Raw genomic sequence first — 13924 nt, 5'->3', positions numbered from 1 at the left:
AGGCTCCCGAGCATGAGCAGCGCGACGGAACCGCTCGGTGAGGTGCCGACCGGCGAAACGGACATCCACACCACGGCGGGCAAGCTGGCCGACCTGTACCGCCGCAGTGACGAGGCGGTCCACGCCGGGTCCGAGCGCGCGGTGGCGAAGCAGCACGCGAAGGGCAAGAAAACCGCTCGCGAGCGCATCGACGCGTTGCTCGACCCCGGGTCGTTCGTCGAGCTGGACGAGCTGGCGCGGCACCGGTCCACCAACTTCGGGCTCGAGCGCAACCGCCCGTACGGCGACGGTGTGGTGACCGGGCACGGCACCATCGACGGCCGCCCGGTATGCGTGTTCAGCCAGGACGTGACGGTCTTCGGCGGCGCGCTCGGCGAGGTGTACGGCGAGAAGATCGTCAAGGTCATGGACCTGGCGATGAAGACCGGCAGGCCGATCATCGGCATCAACGAGGGCGGCGGCGCGCGCATCCAGGAGGGTGTCGTCTCGCTGGGTCTGTACGGCGAGATCTTCATCCGCAACACCCGCGCGTCCGGGGTCGTCCCGCAGATCTCGCTGATCATGGGCGCGAACGCGGGCGGCCACGTGTACTCGCCCGCGCTGACCGACTTCGTGGTGATGGTCGACCAGACCTCGCACATGTTCATCACCGGCCCGGACGTGATCAAGACGGTGACCGGCGAGGACGTCGGCTTCGAGGAGCTGGGCGGCGCGCGGACGCACAACACGAAGTCCGGCAACGCGCACTACATGGGTGCCGACGAGGACGACGCGATCGCGTACGTCAAGGAGCTGCTGTCGTTCCTGCCGTCGAACAACATGTCCGACGCGCCGGTGTTCCCGGGGTTCGCCGCCGACGGGTCGGTGGCCGACAACGTCTCGGAGACCGACCTCGAGCTGGACACGCTGATCCCGGACTCGCCGAACCAGCCCTACGACATGCACGAGGTCGTGGAGCGGGTGCTCGACGACGGCGAGTTCCTCGAGGTCCAGTCCATGTTCGCGCCGAACATCCTGTGCGGCTTCGGCCGCGTCGAGGGGCACGCGGTCGGCATCGTGGCGAACCAGCCGACCCAGTTCGCGGGCTGCCTGGACATCGACGCGTCGGAGAAGGCGGCCCGGTTCGTGCGGACGTGCGACGCGTTCAACGTGCCGGTGCTGACGTTCGTGGACGTGCCGGGCTTCCTGCCGGGCACCGACCAGGAGTGGAACGGCATCATCCGCCGCGGCGCGAAGCTGATCTACGCGTACGCCGAGGCCACGGTCCCGAAGGTCACGGTGATCACCCGCAAGGCGTACGGCGGCGCGTACGACGTCATGGGGTCCAAGCACCTCGGCGCGGACGTCAACCTGGCGTGGCCGACCGCCCAGATCGCGGTGATGGGCGCCCAGGGCGCGGCGAACATCGTGCACCGCAAGACGCTGGCCGCCGCGGCCGGTTCCGGCGAGGACGTGGACGCGCTGCGGGCCCGGCTGCAGCAGGAGTACGAGGACACGCTGTGCAACCCGTACGTGGCGGCCGAACGCGGGTACGTGGACGCGGTGGTCCCGCCGTCGCACACCCGCGGCCACGTGGCCAGGGCGCTGCGCCTGCTGCGCGACAAACGCGAGACCCTGCCCCCCAAGAAGCACGGGAACATCCCGCTGTGAGCCACCTGCGCGTGGTCCGCGGCAACCCGACGGACGAGGAGGTGGCCGCCCTGGTGGCGGTCGTCGCCGCGCTGGGTCCTGGCGAGGAAACCGAGCCGCCGCCGCGGTCCGCCTGGTCGGACCGGCGGGCGCTGGTCCGTGAGCCCCTGGCCCACGGGCCCGGCGCCTGGCGCGCGTCGGCCTTCCCGCGCTGATCCGGGCCTCGTGGGCGATGCCCTGAACGACGCTTTCGGGGCGTTGGGCGTGGTTGGGCTCATGAAGGCCCCCTTCATCACACCGGACGTTACGAAGGGGTTCTTCATCACGGTGAGCACAACGAAGGAGCCCTTCATCACGCCGGACGTAACGAAGGGGTCCTTCATCGCGTCGGGTGTTACGAAGGGGTCCTTCATCGCACCGAGCGCAACGAAGGGGTCCTTCATCACGCCGGACGCAACGAAGGGGCCCTTCGTGGCATCGCAGCGGTCTCGACAGCGTCTTCGGGGCATCCTGCGCGGGCGGTCTTGGCGGTCAGTCTCGGTCGCGGCCGTTGGCCCAGATGATGCCCGGGACGATCAGGGCGAAGTAGATCGCGACGCCGTACAGGAGCTCGCGGACGCGATCTCCTTCGCCCACGAGCCAGATGCCGCCGCAGATCAGGGCGAGCACCAGCACGGTGCCGGTGATGACCTTCGCGAACAGCTTGTACGAGCACCAGCGGCTGCAGCCGCCCGCGATGCGGTGGCGGCACAACTTGTTCCCGCTGGCGCTGGCTGGCAGCTGCACGGCGCGATCGAGGTGCCGCATATCTCACATCCTCACCGCCGGTGACGATTCCCGACAAGGCACCGAAGCCGAACTGACACACTGCACCGCATGAGAAGCCCGTGGACCGCCATGTGGGCACTCTGCGCGTGCTTCTTCATGATCATGCTCGACTCGACGATCGTCACGGTCGCGATCCCCACGATGCTCACCGACCTGAACGCGAACCTGAACGAGATCGTGTGGGTCAACAGCGTCTACCTCCTCGCGAACACCGTCCCCCTCCTCATCACGGGCCGGCTCGGTGATCGGTTCGGGCCGAAGAACGTCCTCGTCGCCGGGCTCGTCGCGTTCACGGTCGCGTCCGCGTGGAGCGGGCTGGCCACCAGCGCGGGTGAGCTGATCGCCGCCCGCACACTGCAGGGCCTCGGCGCGGCGCTCATGACGCCGCAGACGCTGTCGTTCATCACCCGCCTGTTCCCGCCGGAGAAGCGCGGCGTCCCGATCTCCGTGTGGGGCGCGGTCGCCGGTGTCGCGACGCTCGCCGGACCGGTGCTGGGCGGGCTGCTGGTCGAGCACGTCGGCTGGCAGTGGATCTTCCTGATCAACATCCCGATCGGCGTCATCAGCCTGCTGATCGCACTCGTCGCCCTCCCGAACTGGCAGCCGCGCCGCGAGCTGCGGTTCGACCCGCTCGGCACGGTCCTGTGCGCGGCCGGTCTCCTCGCGCTCGTGTTCGGCGTCCAGAACGGCCAGCACTACCACTGGAGCACGGTCGCCGGACCGTTCACGATCGTCCACATCCTCATCGCCGGGGTGCTGCTGCTCGTCGCGTTCGTCTGGCGCCAGGTCACGGTCCGGACCCGGGAGCCCTTGGTGCCCAACGAGGTGTTCCGCGACCCGGTCTTCACCTACGCCAACCTCGCGCACGCGGCCATGGGCTTCGCCATGACCGGGATGTTCCTGCCGCTGGTGCTCTACCTGCAGACGGTGCTGGGCATGTCCGCGCTCGAGTCCAGCGCGCTGGCCCTGCCCATGGCGCTCACCGCGGCGGGTGCGGCCGGGCTGTCCGGCGCGCTGTGGCACCGCATCGGCGCGCGGAACCTGATCATCGGCGGGTTCGGCACGCTCGCCGTGGCCGTCGGCGTCCTCGTCTACCAGGCAGCACCCGACATAGACCCGGCCACGCTCATCCCCGGTCTCGCGCTCGCCGGCCTCGGCATCGGGTTCGTGTTCTCGCCGCTGACGACCGCCGCGACCGCGGGCATGCCACCCCACCTGACCGGCGCCGCGTCCGGCGTGTTCAACACGTCCCGCCAGGTCGGCGGCGTGCTCGGCAGCGCGGCGACCGGGCTGGTGCTGCAGCTCGGTGTCGCGTTCGCGGTGCCGGACGCCGCGCGCCAGTACGCGGAGCGCCTGCCCGTGCGGTACCGGGAGGAGTTCGTCGACCGCATCACCGAGGCGGCCAACACGGCGAGCCAGTTCGACTCCTCGCACCCGCCCGTGCCGTCCGATCTGGACCCGGACGTCGCCGACATCGTGCGCCGCATCGTGACCGGCGTGTTCCACGACGGCTTCACGGTCGCCGCGAAGGCGAGCCTGATGCTGCCCATCGCGGTCCTGCTGCTGGGCATCGTGGCGGCGACGGGCATCCGCATCAAGACCAAGGCGGACGATCTAGAGTCGCAGCCGTGGAGTTCGTCCTCGCATCACAGTCCCCCGCCCGCCTGATGGTCCTGCGCGCCGCGGGCATCCAACCCGTCGTCCAGGTCTCCGGGGTCGACGAGGACGCCATCGCCGCCGCGCTGCCCGAGAACGCGCCGCACGAGCACGTGGTCGTCACCCTGGCCGAGGCGAAGGCGCGCGAGGTGGCGCCGGGGCACGCCGACGCGGTGATCGTCGGCTGCGACTCGATGCTGTCCCACGGCGGCGAGCTGGTCGGCAAACCGGGGACCGCGGAGCGCGCCCGCGAGCGGTGGAAGCGCATGGCCGGCGGCGAGGGCAGGCTCATGACCGGTCACGCCGTGCTGCGGGTCCGCGACGGGGTGGTCGAGGCGGTCGCCACCGGCACCGTCGCCACCACGATCCGGTTCGGCTCGCCGACCGAGGACGAGGTCGAGGCGTACGTCGGGACCGGTGAGCCGCTGTCGGTCGCGGGCGGGTTCACGCTCGACGGGTTCGGCGGCTGGTTCGTCGACGGGGTCGACGGCGACCCGTCCAGCGTGATCGGCATCAGCCTGCCGCTGACCAGGAAGCTGCTCGCCGAGATCGGTGTGCGGGTGGTCGACCTGTGGGCTACGGGCAGTCCCTGAACGTCACGTCGGCCAGGTCCACGGCGGGCCAGCCGGGGATCGACTCGAGCCGCGCGTAGTTGCGCGTGCAGCCGAGCGACTCGCTCTTCAGCGTGAAGAACTGCACGTAGACCGGGGTGGCCGAGCAGTCGGCGGTGGTCGAGGGGTCGCAGCGGTGCTGTGCGACGAGGACCTCCGGCCCGGTCTGCCGCCCGGTGACCTCCTGCACCCCGACGTACCCGGCGTCGGACCCGAACGGCTTGTCGAGCGAGGCCCACTTGGCGGACCGGCCGACGACGACCTGGCCGAGCATCCCGTCGGCGGTGGCGCCGCGCACGACGCACGCCGACAGCGAACCGGCCGCGCACTGCAGCGAATCCGGGCCGAGGACCGCGCCGAGCTTGGTGATGGTCACCTCGATCACGTCGCTGGCGCCGCCGCCACCGATCTGCACCCGGCCCGACCGGCCGCCCGCGTCCGCGACCAGCTGCACCGTGATGCCGCCGATCGGGATCGGCCCGACGACCGTGCACGGGTCCACCAGGCACCCGTTGGCACCGGCACCGGACGTGGTCGTCGGCGGTGTCGTCGGCTCTCCCTGCTGAGCGTCGTTCGCCCGCTCGTTGCGCAGCACAGCGGCCGTCACCAGCGCACCGAGCGCGACCAGCACGCACACGATGGCAGTGACGACCACGGCCCATGGCCTCCCCGAACGTGTCACCCGTCACCTCACCCCCGTGACCTTGCTCTCGCCCCATGCCAGCACAGGGTCCGTAAACTTCCCCACCAGTAACAAGTGTGCCGCCTCGTCGATGAGGGAGTGAGGGCGTGCCCCAGCTCAGCAAGATCCTGGTCGCCAACCGCGGCGAGATCGCGGTCCGGGTCATCCGTGCGTGCAAGGACGCCGGCCTGTCGAGTGTGGCGGTCTACGCCGACCCCGACCGGGACGCGCTGTTCGTGCGGCTGGCCGACGAGGCGTTCGGGCTCGGCGGTGCGACGGCCGCCGAAAGCTACCTGGACATCGGCAAGCTCATCGACGTGGCCGCCCGCGCGGGTGCGGACGCGGTGCACCCCGGCTACGGGTTCCTGTCGGAGAACGCGGAGTTCGCGCAGGCCGTGATGGACGCCGGCCTGACCTGGATCGGCCCCGGCCCGCAGGCGATCCGCGACCTCGGCGACAAGGTGACGGCACGCCACATCGCGACCAGGGCGGGCGCGCCGCTGGTGCCGGGCACGAAGGAGCCGGTCGGCGGGCCGGAGGAGGTCGTCGCGTTCGCGGAGGAGCACGGCCTGCCGGTGGCGATCAAGGCCGCGTTCGGCGGCGGCGGCCGCGGGCTGAAGGTGGCGCGGACGATCGAGGAGATCCCCGAGCTGTTCGACTCGGCGGTGCGCGAGGCGGTGGCGGCGTTCGGGCGCGGCGAGTGCTTCGTGGAGCGCTACCTGGACCAGCCGCGGCACGTCGAGGCGCAGGTCCTCGCCGACCAGCACGGCAACGTGGTCGTGGTCGGCACGCGGGACTGCTCGCTGCAGCGGCGGCACCAGAAGCTGGTCGAGGAGGCCCCCGCGCCGTTCCTGACCGACGAGCAGCGCGCGGAGATCCACTCCTCGGCGAAGGCGATCTGCAAGGAGGCCGGCTACTCCGGTGCGGGCACCGTCGAGTACCTGGTCGGCAAGGACGGGACGATCTCGTTCCTGGAGGTCAACACGAGGCTGCAGGTCGAGCACCCGGTGTCGGAGGAGACGGCCGGGGTCGACCTCGTGCGGGAGCAGTTCCGGATCGCGGCGGGCTCGCCGTTGCGTTTCACCGAGGACCCCGAGCCGCGGGGTCACTCGATCGAGTTCCGCATCAACGGCGAGGACGCGGGCCGCAACTTCCTCCCGGCGCCGGGCACGGTGACGCGTTTCGTGCCGCCGGACGGCCCCGGGGTGCGGGTCGACACCGGCGTCGAGTCGGGCACGGTGATCGGCGGCCAGTTCGACTCGCTCCTGGCGAAGGTCATCGTGACGGGCGCGACCCGCGACGAGGCCCTGGAACGGTCGCGGCGGGCACTGGACGAGATGGTCGTCGATGGCATGGCGACCGTGCTGCCGTTCCACCGCGTGATCGTCCGCGACCCGGCCTACGTCGGCGACGGGAAGTCGTTCTCGGTCCACACGCGCTGGATCGAGACGGAGTTCGACAACCGCATCGAGCCGTTCGCGGCCCCTGCCGAACTGCCGGAGGAGGGCGAACGGCAGACGGTGGTGGTCGAGGTCGGCGGCAGGCGGCTCGAGGTGTCGCTGCCGTCCGGTTTCGCGGCCGCCGCCCCCGCCGCGGGCCGTCCGTCCGCGAAGCCCCGCAAGCGCACGGGCGGCAAGTCGGCCGCCGCGTCCGGCGACGCAGTGGCCGCGCCCATGCAGGGCACGATCGTGAAGATCGCGGTCGAGGACGGGCAGACCGTCGCCGCGGGTGACCTGATCGTGGTGCTGGAGGCCATGAAGATGGAGAACCCGGTGACCGCGCACAAGGCGGGCACGGTGACGGGGCTGTCCGTGTCGGCGGGCGAGACGGTCACCCAGGGCAGCGTCCTCTGCGAACTGAAGGACTGAGCTGAGAGAACCCTCAGGTCACGACATCTGTCACGGCTGATTACCCGATTACAGACGTACGATCGAAGGGTGAGCGAGTACCAGCCGTCGGACATCCGGGTGAGTGACGCCGAGCGCGAAGAGGCCCTCACCAAGCTCGGCGAGCACATGAGCGCTGGCCGGCTGGACATCGACGAGTACGGGGATCGCTCCGCGCGGGTCGCGACCGCCAAGACCCGTGGTGACCTGCTCGCCCTCTTCGGCGACCTGCCCGAACCCAAGCCCGCCTTCGGCAGGCCGCAGGGTGCCCTCGCGCCCCGGGAGCGCGGGTTCGTCGAGAAACTCACGCCCGTCGCGATCCCCGTGGCCGCGATCCTCGCCATCGGCGCCGTGCTGATCGTGCTCAAAATCGGGTTCTTCGTGCCCCTGCTCTTCTTCTTTCTGTTTGTGAACGGTCGCTGGCACGGCCAGGGCCGGGGGCGTGACCAGCGGCGCAGGATGCGCCACGAACGCGGCTACTGACACCCGCCGAAGGTCGCGGGCCGATCGGCGGATTGCCCGGCGCGAACCCGATTGCCAGACTCCTGAAAAAGATCTCACGAAATCGGGGTGAACCATCGAATCCGATCATCCGTATTGGATATGGTTGATCGACCACAGGGGATCTGGTTGGGAGGGCAACCGAGTGCCAGGTAAGCACGGGGGTGGGGGTACCCAGAACGACATCGTGAAGGTCGATCCCGACGCGGTCCCAGGACTGCGTTCGGCGTTCGCCGACGCGCTCGACAGGGTGGACCGTCAACTCGAGCTGGCGGAGGCGGAACTCCGGGTCACCTCATGGGCCAAGGACCCGGTGAGCCAGGGCGCGACCGTCCTCTTCAACGACCGGTCGGTCGAGTCGGACCGGTCCGCGTTGGACACCCTGCGCGCCTATCGCGCGCAGCTGGACGCCGCGGTCCAGAACCTGGACAAGACCGCTCAGCAGTACGCCAAGACGGATGGGGACAACGTCCACGGCGTCGGTAAGAACGAAGGCTGAGGGGCGACATGACCGACACCGTCACCCCGCCGGAGGGCACTCCGGCGGGCAACACGCCACCCGCGACCACCCCGCCCGCCGCCACACCACCACCGGCGGCGCCGCCGGCCGGAGAGACATCGGCGGACCCGGGCGAGGGCGCGCGCTGGCGCGGCTACACCCACAAGGAGCTCTACCAGATGCTCCACGACGGTCCGGGCGCCGGCGCGTCCGCGTCGCCGTCGCGCCGGTGGGCGGAGATCTCCTCGACCCTCACCGAGATCGGGCAGGACCTCAAGAAGGCGCTCGAACTGACCAACACGGCCTGGGAGGGCCGGGCCGCGGGCGCCGCCTACGACCGGCTGTCGACGACGGTCGTGTGGGCGGAGGACGCGGGCGCGGGCGCGGGGGTCATGCGCACCGCCGTCGAGGACCAGGGCGACCACATCGCCAAGGCCCGTGCTGACATGCCGGTGCCGGCGGGCGTGACCCCGGTGGCACCGGACCCGGCCGTCGCACCCGCGATGCAGGTGCTCCAGACGCAGGTCGACGCCGAACCGGCCGAGACCGCGGCGTCGTCGGCCGAGGAGCGGGCCGTCGAGGTGATGAACGTCTACGAGACCAACACGAAGGCGACCACGACCTCGCTCGCCACCTTCGACACACCGCAGCAGCTCCTGCCGAACTCGGGGATGCACCAGGGCAACGGCGGCGGGCTGCTCGGTCTCCTGCCGACCGTGGCCGCCGGGCTGCTCGGCGGCGGCGGTCACCACCACCACGACGACCGCCCGCGCAACGACTGGCGCAACCACAACAACAACTGGCACTCGCCGTCGACCGGTGGCTCCTCCTCGCACTGGGAGGAGTCGCGGCGGCCGGTGGTATCGCCACCACCCGCGCCCGGCAAGACCATGGGCGTGTCCACGGACCCGCTGCTCGGCGCGCCGCGCTCGACCGGTGGCTCGCGGGAGCGGGCGGCCGGCCGTGGCAGCGCTGCCGGCAGTGGGAACGGCAGTGGCAGCGGGAACGGCAGTGGCGGTGCGCCCGGGGCCGGGTCGAGCAGCGGGAACGGTGCCGTCCCGTCGAAGGGCGGGTCGCCGAGCCTTGGCGGTCTGCCGCCGAGCGAACTGCAGCACGCGGCCGCGGCGAGCCAGGCGGCGGCCAACGCCGCGCACCCCGGTGCGCCGATGGCGCCGACGACCGGTCCGGTGAGCGGTGGCCAGGAGAAGATGGCGCTGCGCCGGTTCGGCATGGAGGCGATCGGGTCCAGCCAGTGGTTCGGCGACTCCGACGAGCCCGCGGTCGGCGAGAGCCCGAAGCGCCGGTTCGACCTGCGGGAGTCCGCCGAGGTGACCGAGTCCGTCTCGATCCTGGACGAGGAGCACAAGCTGCCGCCCACGGTGATCGGCGAGGGCGGCCGATGATCGCGGTATGACCATCGGCAGCACGATCGGCGGCGTCGAGACCGACCCGGTGGACATCAGCACGCTCGAGTTCGACGTGCTGTGGGAGCACCACCACGGCGACGCCCAGATGCCGCTGGTGTTGCGGGTGCCGTCACCAGGCCGCACGGACGACGAGCGCAAGCGCATCGTCCGCGCCGCCTGGGACGGGCTCGCGAGCCGCGGCCTCGGCACACCCGTCGACGCGCACCCCGGGCTCACCACCCTGCTGTCACTGCTGCGCAAGCCGGACCTGGAGATCGACGGCAGGCTGTGGCTGGGCGGCGAGGTGCGGCTGCTGGCGGCGGCGACCGGTGACCAGGCCGTGCTGGCGGTGCTGACGAACGGCAGGCTGGCGCTGCGCCCCGCGGACGCGACCGGCCTGCCGCGCTTCGCGCTGTCGGTGCTGCCGGAGGCACCGGCCGGCCCCGGTCAGTCGATCACGCTGCCGACCGCCGACTTCGAGGCCGCGGCCAAGGAGGCCGGCAAGCAGGAGGAGCTGGCCGTCGCGCTCCGCGAACGCGGGGTGCGGGCGAGCGACGCGCAGGCGCTGGCCGACATGATCGGCGACATCGTGCGCCGCGGCCAGTACGGCAGCGCGCACCGCGACAAGTGGGGCCGCCGCGTCCGCGCCGGCCGGGTGATCAGCTTCTTCGACACGGAAGCGGGCCGCTACCTGCAGGTCCGCCGCGAGTCGGAGGACACCGAACCGTGGACGACGATCTCCCCGGCCAGTCCCCGCCGCCTGCTGCAACACCTGACCGAACTACACGACGAACGCCCGAGCCAGGGCGTGTCTCATTGATCTTTGTGCTGAGGTCCGTGCCTGGTCAGCAGTTACCTCAGGGGAACGTGACGGCACTCAGCCACCAACCGCCTGCGGTCCGCAGGTGTCGCTGGGGCGGGACCAACACTTTTGAATGCGGGGAGGCGGACTAGTCCTAGTCCAGGTCGTCGTGGCGGATGAGGCGGCGGGCCGCCTCGGTGATCGAGCCCGACAGTGACGGGTAGACCGAGAACGTGTGGGTCAGGTGTTCCACCGTCAGCTGGTTCTGCACGGCCAGCGCGATCGGCAGGATCAGCTCGCTCGCCATCGGAGCGACCACCACGCCGCCCACGACCACGCCCGTGGCCGGGCGGCAGAACAGCTTCACGAAGCCCCTGTGCAGGCCTTCCATCTTCGCGCGCGCGTTCGTCGCCAGCGGGAGCATGATCGTCCGCGCCGGGACCTCGCCGGAGTCGATCGACTGCTGCGAGATGCCCACGGTCGCGATCTCGGGGTGGGTGAACACGTTCGCGGCCACGGTCTTCAGCTTGATCGGCGCCACGCCCTCACCCAGCGCGTGCCACATCGCGATCCGGCCCTGCATCGCGGCCACCGACGCGAGCATCAGCAGGCCGGTGCAGTCACCCGCCGCGTACACGCCGGGCACGCTGGTCCGCGACACCCGGTCCACCGAAACGAACCCGCCCGGCCCGGTCGCCAGACCCACCTTGTCGAGCCCGATGTCCTGCGTGTTCGGTACCGACCCGACCGTCATCAGCGCGTGCGACGCCTCGACCGTCCCACCCGACTCCAGGTGCACCACCACGCCCTTGGCGGTCCGCTCCACCCTGGACGCGCGCGCGTGCTTGACCACCTCGGTGCCCCGCGCCGCGTACACGTCCTCCAGCACGGCGGCCGCGTCGGCGTCCTCGTGCGGCAGCACCCGGTCCCGCGACGAGATCAGCGTGACCCGCACGCCCATCTCGGTGTACGCGGACACGAACTCGGCACCGGTGACCCCGGACCCGACCACCACGAGGTGCTCCGGCAGCTCCGGCAGGTCGTAGATCTGCCGCCAGTCGAGGATCCGCTCCCCGTCCGGCTCGGCACCGGGCAACACGCGCGGGGTCGCACCGGTCGCGATCAGCACGACGTCGGCGTCCAGCACCTCCGACGTGCCGTCGTGTGCCTCCGCCACCACCCGGTGCGCGGCGAGCCCCGGCTTGTCGTCGCAGAAGCGCGCGAGGCCGTGGATGATCCGCACGCCCTCGCGCTGCACGCGGTTGCGCACGTCGGCGGACTGGGCGAGCGCGAGCCCCCGCACCCTGCTGTGCACGGCGGGCAGGTCGACCGACGGGATGTCGTTCTCGACACGAATGCCCAGCTCATCGGCGTTGTGGAAGGCCGAGCGGGCGCCCGCCGACGCGATGAACGTCTTGGACGGCACGCAGTCGTACAGCACACACGCGCCGCCGAGCCCGTCCCGTTCGACGATCGTGACGTCGGCGCCGTGCGAGGCGGCGACCAGCGCCGCTTCGTAACCCGCCGGGCCCCCACCCATGATCACGATCCGGGTCACCGGTCGCTCCCCTCTGCTCCTGTGAGGCATTCCGGGACAAACGGTACGCGGCGCGGCGCGGCCAAGTGACAGCGCATGATCCGGGGTATCGCTACGCTGTCGGTCGTGCCGCTCTACGCCGCGTACGGGTCCAACATGGATCCCGCCCAGATGATGGAGCGAGCCCCGCATTCCCCGATGGCGGGTACCGGCTGGCTCGTTGGTTGGCGCCTGACCTTTGGCGGTGAGGACATCGGCTGGGAAGGCGCGCTCGCCACGATCGTCGAGGACCCGAAGTCGCAGGTGTTCGTGGTGCTCTACGACGTCACCCAGGAGGATGAGACCCGCCTCGACCGGTGGGAGGGCTCCGAGCTGGGTCTGCACTCGAAGATCAGACTGAGAGTGCAGACGCTCGAGGGTTCGGTGCTCGCGTGGTTGTACGCCCTGGACGCCTACGAGGGCGGCCTGCCCTCGGCGCGCTACCTCGGCGTGGTGTCCGACGCGGCCGAGGCGGCCGGGGCGCCCGCGGACTACGTGTCCGACCTGCGCACCAGACCGTGCCAGGGCATCGGGCCGTAGCTCCCTGCGCGCCCGTGGTTCGCTCCGCGAGCTCCGCTCACATCTGATTCACAGCGTCGCCGCAGCGACCGCACAGCCGCCGCCCCGAGGCTCTCCGACGACAACCGTCGAGAGCCGAGGAGCAACGGGTGAGACGAAGGCTGCTGGTGCTGGCCGGCGTGGTCGTGGTGGCCGCGGGTGGCGGCGCGGCGTGGTGGCTGCTGAAACCGGCGGAGGCGACGGCCGCGCCGGTGGTCGTGCCGGTCACGGTGGGCACGCAGCGGCAGACGGTGTCGGCGTCCGGCACGGTGGAGCCCGCGCAGCGGGCGGACCTGAGCTTCTCGGTGAGCGGCGAGGTCACCGGCGTGCTCGTCCAGGAAGGTGACGCGGTCACGGCGGGCCAGGCGCTCGCGACGGTCGACGACACGCTGCTGGCTGCCCAGCTGACGGCCGCGCAGGCGCGGCTGGACGCGGCCGAGGACAAGGCCGCCGACTCTGACGACGCCACAGCGGCGGCCGACGACGCGGCTGTGGTGTCCGCCCAGAGCGACGTGGCGGCCGCCCAGGATGCGGTGGACCAGGCGACGCTGACCGCGCCCATGGCGGGCACGGTGGCGGCGGTGGACCTCGCGGTGGGCGACCGGGTCGGCACCACGCAGCAGAACGGCGCGGAGGACGCCACGGCGCAGATCACCGTGGTCTCCACGGGCACCTTCGTGGTGGCGGCCAGCGTGAGCGCCGCCGACGCGGCCCAGGTCAAGCAGGGCCTCGCGGCCGAGATCACGCCGGTCGGCGCGGACGAGCCGGTCGAGGGCACGGTCCGCACGGTCGGCCTGGTCGCGTCGGCCGACGAGTCGGGCGCGGCGACGTTCCCGGTGACCATCGACGTGACGGGCACCCGCGACGACCTGTACGCGGGTTCGTCGGCGACGGCCGTGATCGTCGTGGCGAAACGCGAGAACGTGCTGACGGTGCCTGCCATGGCGCTGCACACCGAGGGCGGCACGACGTACGTGAACAAGGTCGTCGACGGCACGGCGGTCCGCACCGGCGTGACGACCGGCGAGGCGTTCGGCATGCAGACCGAGGTGACGTCGGGCCTGGCCGAAGGCGACGAGGTCGAGGTGCGGGCGAACGTGCAGAACCGCGCACCCGGCGGTGGTGGCGGCGGCGGCGGGGACACGGTCTTCCCCGGTGGCGGCGGCGGTCCGATGGGCGGCGGTCCCGGTGGCCTGGTCATCAAGGATGGCGGCGGCCGGTGAGCGGAGCTCGCGGAGCGAACCATCAGACGCAGGGCGACCGTGAACGGCCGCTCGGAGCATGCGAGGA

At 71.4% G+C, this 13924-nt stretch carries 14 protein-coding genes; 11 read left to right on the top strand and 3 right to left on the bottom strand.

What is annotated here, in order from left to right; genetic code table 11:
* Positions 1-12 precede the first annotated feature (12 nt).
* The gene (locus FHR82_RS00425) at positions 13-1650 is read left to right on the top strand and encodes an acyl-CoA carboxylase subunit beta (RefSeq protein WP_184808205.1); all 1638 of its coding nucleotides are present in this window, start codon (positions 13-15) and stop codon (positions 1648-1650) included.
* The gene (locus FHR82_RS00420; protein ID WP_184808204.1) at positions 1647-1844 is read left to right on the top strand and encodes an acyl-CoA carboxylase subunit epsilon; all 198 of its coding nucleotides are present in this window, start codon (positions 1647-1649) and stop codon (positions 1842-1844) included. Before FHR82_RS00425 ends, FHR82_RS00420 begins: the two co-directional genes overlap by 4 nt.
* 316 nt (positions 1845-2160) lie before the next feature.
* On the opposite strand, the gene FHR82_RS00415 is transcribed toward FHR82_RS00420, so the two are convergent.
* The gene (locus FHR82_RS00415) at positions 2161-2436 is read right to left on the bottom strand and encodes a hypothetical protein (RefSeq protein ID WP_184808203.1); all 276 of its coding nucleotides are present in this window, start codon (positions 2434-2436) and stop codon (positions 2161-2163) included.
* A gap of 69 nt (positions 2437-2505) precedes the next feature.
* On the opposite strand from FHR82_RS00415, the gene FHR82_RS00410 reads away from it, so the two are divergent.
* Positions 2506-4125 carry a DHA2 family efflux MFS transporter permease subunit gene (locus FHR82_RS00410; protein WP_184808202.1) on the top strand — a complete coding sequence of 540 codons (1620 nt, stop codon included), beginning with the start codon at positions 2506-2508 and terminating at the stop codon, positions 4123-4125.
* Complete coding sequence (locus tag FHR82_RS00405) at positions 4086-4706, top strand: Maf family protein (RefSeq protein ID WP_184808201.1); 621 nt, start codon at positions 4086-4088, stop codon at positions 4704-4706. Before FHR82_RS00410 ends, FHR82_RS00405 begins: the two co-directional genes overlap by 40 nt.
* Here FHR82_RS00405 and FHR82_RS00400 read toward each other — a convergent pair.
* Positions 4690-5379 carry a hypothetical protein gene (locus tag FHR82_RS00400; protein WP_184808200.1) on the bottom strand — a complete coding sequence of 230 codons (690 nt, stop codon included), beginning with the start codon at positions 5377-5379 and terminating at the stop codon, positions 4690-4692. The genes FHR82_RS00405 and FHR82_RS00400 overlap by 17 nt on opposite strands.
* A gap of 134 nt (positions 5380-5513) precedes the next feature.
* Between FHR82_RS00400 and FHR82_RS00395 the strand changes: the two genes are divergently transcribed.
* The 5 genes from FHR82_RS00395 to FHR82_RS00375 all read left to right on the top strand — a co-directional run bounded on the left by FHR82_RS00395 (position 5514) and on the right by FHR82_RS00375 (position 10518).
* The gene (locus tag FHR82_RS00395) at positions 5514-7274 is read left to right on the top strand and encodes an acetyl/propionyl/methylcrotonyl-CoA carboxylase subunit alpha (RefSeq protein ID WP_184808199.1); all 1761 of its coding nucleotides are present in this window, start codon (positions 5514-5516) and stop codon (positions 7272-7274) included.
* A gap of 69 nt (positions 7275-7343) precedes the next feature.
* The gene (locus tag FHR82_RS00390; RefSeq protein WP_184808198.1) at positions 7344-7775 is read left to right on the top strand and encodes a DUF1707 SHOCT-like domain-containing protein; all 432 of its coding nucleotides are present in this window, start codon (positions 7344-7346) and stop codon (positions 7773-7775) included.
* Positions 7776-7980: 205 nt separating this feature from the next.
* The gene (locus tag FHR82_RS00385; protein ID WP_184808197.1) at positions 7981-8292 is read left to right on the top strand and encodes a PE domain-containing protein; all 312 of its coding nucleotides are present in this window, start codon (positions 7981-7983) and stop codon (positions 8290-8292) included.
* Between the two features lie 8 nt (positions 8293-8300).
* On the top strand, positions 8301-9695 hold the full coding sequence (locus tag FHR82_RS00380) for a hypothetical protein (RefSeq protein ID WP_184808196.1): 1395 nt from the start codon (positions 8301-8303) through the stop codon (positions 9693-9695).
* A 7-nt stretch (positions 9696-9702) separates the two neighbouring features.
* Entirely contained in the window at positions 9703-10518 is an 816-nt protein-coding gene (locus tag FHR82_RS00375) for an ESX secretion-associated protein EspG (RefSeq protein WP_184808195.1), read from the top strand.
* Between the two features lie 136 nt (positions 10519-10654).
* Here FHR82_RS00375 and FHR82_RS00370 read toward each other — a convergent pair whose 3' ends face one another.
* Positions 10655-12058, bottom strand: a complete 1404-nt coding sequence (locus FHR82_RS00370; protein ID WP_184808194.1) for an NAD(P)H-quinone dehydrogenase — start codon at positions 12056-12058, stop codon at positions 10655-10657.
* A 105-nt stretch (positions 12059-12163) separates the two neighbouring features.
* Here FHR82_RS00370 and FHR82_RS00365 point away from each other — a divergent pair, with 105 nt between their 5' ends.
* Entirely contained in the window at positions 12164-12616 is a 453-nt protein-coding gene (locus tag FHR82_RS00365) for a gamma-glutamylcyclotransferase (RefSeq protein WP_184808193.1), read from the top strand.
* Positions 12617-12744: 128 nt separating this feature from the next.
* A complete protein-coding gene (locus FHR82_RS00360) occupies positions 12745-13857 on the top strand; it encodes an efflux RND transporter periplasmic adaptor subunit (protein ID WP_184808192.1) in 1113 nt (370 codons plus the stop codon).
* Positions 13858-13924 lie beyond the last annotated feature (67 nt).

Origin of the sequence: Actinophytocola algeriensis (assembly GCF_014203735.1) — a bacterium.
GTDB classification, from domain to species: Bacteria; Actinomycetota; Actinomycetes; order Mycobacteriales; family Pseudonocardiaceae; genus Actinophytocola; species Actinophytocola algeriensis.
This window is presented reverse-complemented; position numbering and strand designations above follow the sequence as displayed.

What these genes read in the sequence shown, in the direction of transcription:
- FHR82_RS00425 (WP_184808205.1), top strand. Translation starts at nt 13, where the DNA reads ATGAGCAGCGCGACGGAACCGCTCGGTGAGGTGCCGACCGGCGAAACG.
- FHR82_RS00415 (WP_184808203.1), bottom strand. Translation starts at nt 2,436, where the DNA reads ATGCGGCACCTCGATCGCGCCGTGCAGCTGCCAGCCAGCGCCAGCGGG.
- FHR82_RS00410 (WP_184808202.1), top strand. Translation starts at nt 2,506, where the DNA reads ATGAGAAGCCCGTGGACCGCCATGTGGGCACTCTGCGCGTGCTTCTTC.
- FHR82_RS00380 (WP_184808196.1), top strand. Translation starts at nt 8,301, where the DNA reads ATGACCGACACCGTCACCCCGCCGGAGGGCACTCCGGCGGGCAACACG.
- FHR82_RS00375 (WP_184808195.1), top strand. Translation starts at nt 9,703, where the DNA reads ATGACCATCGGCAGCACGATCGGCGGCGTCGAGACCGACCCGGTGGAC.